Origin of the sequence: Fischerella muscicola PCC 7414 (genome assembly GCF_000317205.1) — a bacterium.
Taxonomy (GTDB): Bacteria; Cyanobacteriota; Cyanobacteriia; order Cyanobacteriales; family Nostocaceae; genus Fischerella; species Fischerella muscicola.
This window is the reverse complement of the sequence record NZ_AJLK01000031.1, coordinates 1-3819: the sequence shown is the minus strand read 5'-3', so window position 1 is coordinate 3819 and position 3819 is coordinate 1. Positions and strand designations below refer to the sequence as shown.

The 3819-nt window shown below is 40.2% G+C and carries 7 protein-coding genes; all 7 read right to left on the bottom strand.

What is annotated here, in order from left to right:
* Positions 1-3: 3 nt before the first annotated feature.
* Complete coding sequence (locus tag UYI_RS0104460; protein ID WP_016865471.1) at positions 4-555, bottom strand: hypothetical protein; 552 nt, start codon at positions 553-555, stop codon at positions 4-6.
* Positions 556-703: 148 nt separating this feature from the next.
* The gene (locus UYI_RS0104455; protein ID WP_016865470.1) at positions 704-1192 is read right to left on the bottom strand and encodes a hypothetical protein; all 489 of its coding nucleotides are present in this window, start codon (positions 1190-1192) and stop codon (positions 704-706) included.
* A 241-nt stretch (positions 1193-1433) separates the two neighbouring features.
* A complete protein-coding gene (locus tag UYI_RS0104450; protein ID WP_016865468.1) occupies positions 1434-1844 on the bottom strand; it encodes a hypothetical protein in 411 nt (136 codons plus the stop codon).
* Between the two features lie 20 nt (positions 1845-1864).
* Entirely contained in the window at positions 1865-2263 is a 399-nt protein-coding gene (locus UYI_RS0104445; protein ID WP_016865467.1) for a hypothetical protein, read from the bottom strand.
* Between the two features lie 172 nt (positions 2264-2435).
* A complete protein-coding gene (locus UYI_RS0104440) occupies positions 2436-2780 on the bottom strand; it encodes a hypothetical protein (protein WP_016865466.1) in 345 nt (114 codons plus the stop codon).
* A gap of 153 nt (positions 2781-2933) precedes the next feature.
* Positions 2934-3284 (bottom strand): hypothetical protein, encoded by a 351-nt coding sequence (locus UYI_RS0104435; protein ID WP_016865465.1) that lies wholly within the window; start codon positions 3282-3284, stop codon positions 2934-2936.
* A gap of 125 nt (positions 3285-3409) precedes the next feature.
* Positions 3410-3760, bottom strand: a complete 351-nt coding sequence (locus UYI_RS0104430) for a hypothetical protein (RefSeq protein ID WP_026085733.1) — start codon at positions 3758-3760, stop codon at positions 3410-3412.
* Positions 3761-3819: the final 59 nt, after the last annotated feature.

Below are 3819 nucleotides of genomic sequence, written 5' to 3'. Positions count from 1 at the left end.
TAACTACTTTTGAGGAGATGTTTGCTGTAAGCGTTGTAATCGAATCGTCGCTTCTTCGATTTGCTTTTGCAACAAAGTCAGATTTGCTTCCATTGTTTTCTTGTGGACTTCCAGTAACTCCGCTTCTTTACGCAAACGGGCCATTCTCGCATTGTGGTCTTCCGTTCGTCCTGGTTGATAAATTATACCGAGATAAATTGTGACATTAGAAGCGTCTAAAGTATTCACACCTGCGGAAAGATTAAAACCAAAGTCATTCTCAGTATTAACATAGGCATTGGGAAGATAATTGAGAGGATAAATATTAGGATAATTAATCGTATTGGAGTTATTGTTATTTGAGGAAGTATTAGAGTTAGTTACAGGAACCTGGGGACTCGACTGCAAGATTTGATTGAAAGATGATTCATTCCCCACAGTAGCTGATTGATTGCTATTGGCTGTTTGGGAATAGGCAGGATAAAGGCTGAAAGTTTCTAGAAGCAGTATAAATAAAGAAGCAGAAATAAATTTTAAATTATTATTTAATACCAACAGCAGCAAACCTTTAAGCATCTTTTTGCGTAATTTTTTACTAAGTAATGCGTAGCAGAAATGAATAACCAGTCAATAATACGCCCAAAAACTAGACGTAATCAGCATTATTCTCTTCTGCATTCTGCCTTTATGCAATAGGCTTGCTATATTAATTTACCGTATAGTACTAACGTACACTTAAGTTAAGAGTGTAATTTAAAAAACCATTTCCACTTGTTTGTTGAGAGGAACTGATACCAGGTCCGCTTAGTTCTACACTAACTCCAGATGATGCAGGGGCATAGCGTCCGGAGATTTCAACTATATGCTCTCCAACAGATAGTAAAGGTGATAGATTAATTTCTACTTGGCTACTGCTCAGCTGTTTCACAACTCTACCATCCAGAACAATATCACCACTCAATTGGCTACCAGAAGTACTAATGCGCAAAATATGGGGTTGACGAAGATCAGTAGCACTCAAACTGACTGAGCTTGTTTGGTATCCAGAAGAATAGCTAGATTGTTGACTAAAAGTACTGGAGTTTCTCATATCATTACTATTGCTGTCCACATGAACAGAAGAGGTTTGAACGCTAATGAAATTCTGAGCTAAAGCTGCGGAAATGGTAGTAAGCAAAGCTAAGCAGCAGGCAATAAATAATAGCTTTTTCATAGCTCGATGGGGTTAACAGCAGGTATGAAACTCACCACCTGCTTGAATGCTGATAGAAAATTTGGGTGTGAACGAACCTGCCAAAAAACCGGGTCTTTAACAACAGAGCGATCGCGCTCACTTCAAAACTATCGTAAAAAACCCAGTTTAGACTTTAGTCAAAACATTAATTAATCCGAAGCTCTTGAACTAGAAGACTTCGGAAAAGTTAATATTTAAATTTGTATCTTGTTGATCAGCTTTATCGCTTGGGAACACCAACACCATTAAGAAAGTTGGGATCAGCAGCTGGGTTGTATACATCAACTGGAACGTGAACTTTTACACCTACATCTCCTTTACCAGGAGTGTTGCTGGTAGCACCTCCACCCACAACTGAATTGCTATTTACATTTTGTTGAGCAGAATTAGGGCCAGTATTAACTTGAGTAGATGTATTGGTGACACTGTTACCAGTACAATCTTCTCCAAACTGCTGATTTGGATTATGTGTTTGCTGAGCTGGTGTTTTAGAACCACTAACATCTACTTGTACTGCTACATCAGTAATGACACAACCTAATGCCGATGCAGGACGAGTAAAAGAAGGAGCGAAAAGGGGAGAAACAACAGTCAGCGAGAACAAACCCAGAGAAAGAAACTTAAATTTCATGATAATCGTAACCTCTTGAACTATTTACAGGTAGATGTGGTTGTAGAACTGTAAGTACTATTGGAACCGTTAACGGATCTTTGAACACTTTGTTGAGTTAAAGTTCTGCCGGTACAGTAACTGCGTGTGTTTTGAGGAACTTTCACAGCTTGAGGAACTTTGATAGTTTGAGGGATTTTGACAGTCGGAACAGTGTAGATACCATTTTTTTGGATACGTACCCCAGAATTAGGCAAGCGGAGAGGATATATGCTTGTTGTTGATCTGGGATTGTTTCTAATCGTAATACCGTTGTTTGAATCGACTATTACCCTACTATTGCCGTTTTGAATGTCAATGTCGCCTGCGGTGGCTATTCCGGCAGGTAATACCATCAGCGCAGAGAGTGCAAGTATGGAAATTGAACGTTTAGCAGGCATGGCGTGAACACCTCACATATCAGAAAAAACCGATTTTTTGTTTTACCAGGAAATTCGGTTAACCTTGGTCTTAACTGAGTTGGCGTTGCTGGAATAAGGGAATGGTTTTGTCGCTCTTAGAGAATAGACAACGCCTCATCACTTAAGCTTGTGTAGGCTGGTACAGCTAACTTTAACGGCAGTAGCCGTTAGCTATCTTCAGTGCATCTTGAACAGAAAGTTGGTTGGCTTGATTTACAACTGTGTTGAACTCACCAACAGCAACCCCAGTTTGTTGGATATTTTGGTTGGAAACCTGTACGTTACCACCTGGTTTGCAGTAACCATTACCTACGCTGGTTGAGTTTTGAATGCTCTGCTGATTAGCATTATTAACAACTGTATTGCCGCGACCAGTCGCAACACCAACTTGATCAATGTTTTGCTGGTTCCCCTGAAAATCTTGAGCAAAAGCAGTAGAAGGAGCTATAATCAGGGCAGTAATGACGAAACCAAAAGTTTTAACTTTACTAAACATAATTTGTTGACCTCTTGTGTTGTTGTATGTTGTTGATTTAGATTTGGCGTTGCTGCCCTTTGGGTTGGTAACGCCTCTTGATTTTAGGCAGTTTTGATTTTTTGATTGGGAGATGCACCGATAAGATCATCCCGCTTCCCAACTCAGTTAACTTTAGTTACAGTTGGTTATGCCGTTAGCAATCTCAGTAGCGGTTTGCTGAGCCAATTGACCACCAACATTAGCTACAGTATTAACTACACCAACAGCAGCTCCATTTTGGGAAAGGTTCTGATTAGATATTTGACCATTAAAGGTAGCTTGGCAGGAAATACCATTCTTAATCTTAGTAATACCTTGAACAGCTGTCTGAGTAGCATCGTTAACAATGGTATTAGCAGTACCGACAGCAGCTCCATTTTGAGTTGCATTTTGTTGGTTGCTTTGAACATCAGCTAGAGCCGCACCAGGAGCAATCATCAAACCAGCAACTAGTAAACCGAAAGCGAAAGACTTCTTCAACATTGTTTTTAACCTGTATCTACTGTGTACTGTGTGTTATTACTCAGAGGAAGGTTGTAATTTTGTTGGTTGGGGATGCACTCATAATTATCATCTGAGTATCATCCCAATCCCGAACTCAGTAGAACTTAGTAGCAGTTGTGGTAACCGTTAGCAATTTCGGTAGCTTGTTGTAGAGCAGCTTGGCTACCAACGTTAGCAACGGTGTTAGCAGTACCAACAGCAGCACCGTTTTGTTCCAAGTTTTGACCAGAAATTTGAGCGTTGTAGCTACCAGAGCAGGAAGCACCATTCTTAAATTTGGTGATATCTTGAATAGCTGTTTGGTTAGCGTTATTTACAACTGTGTTACCAACTCCAACAGCAGCGCCATTTTGAGTCGCATTTTGTTGGTTGCTTTGAACATCAGCCAAGGCCGCACCAGGAGCAATCATCAAACCAGCAGCCAGTAAACCGAAAGCGAAAGACTTCTTCAACATTTTTTCTTTGTGTATTGTGTGTACGTATTGTGTGTTGTTGTTTCTGTTTGGGGATGGGC